Consider the following 225-nt stretch of genomic DNA (forward strand, 5'->3'; position numbering starts at 1 on the left):
AGTATGTTAAAGCTTTTAATAATTTAAATTCTCTACATAATAATAAAGCGGTAGGCGTTATAGATGGAGACCTTTTATCTGATGAAATAATTCAAAAATACAAAGAAGAAAATATTTTTACTTTGCCTTTTAATGAAATAGAAATGCTTTTATTTTCAGAGGAAGTAATGGATAGTTATATTACAGGGGTACTAGGTAAAAACAGTGCTGAAGAGAGAATTAAAA

1 pseudogene is annotated in these 225 nt (G+C 26.7%); it reads left to right on the plus strand.

Going from position 1 to position 225, the window contains the following annotated elements:
- Positions 1 to 225: pseudogene (locus V7083_RS23245) on the plus strand (AAA family ATPase); the annotation flags it as partial.

It is taken from the genome of Bacillus sp. JJ1764, from assembly GCF_036962145.1.
Classification (GTDB): Bacteria; Bacillota; Bacilli; order Bacillales; family Cytobacillaceae; genus Neobacillus.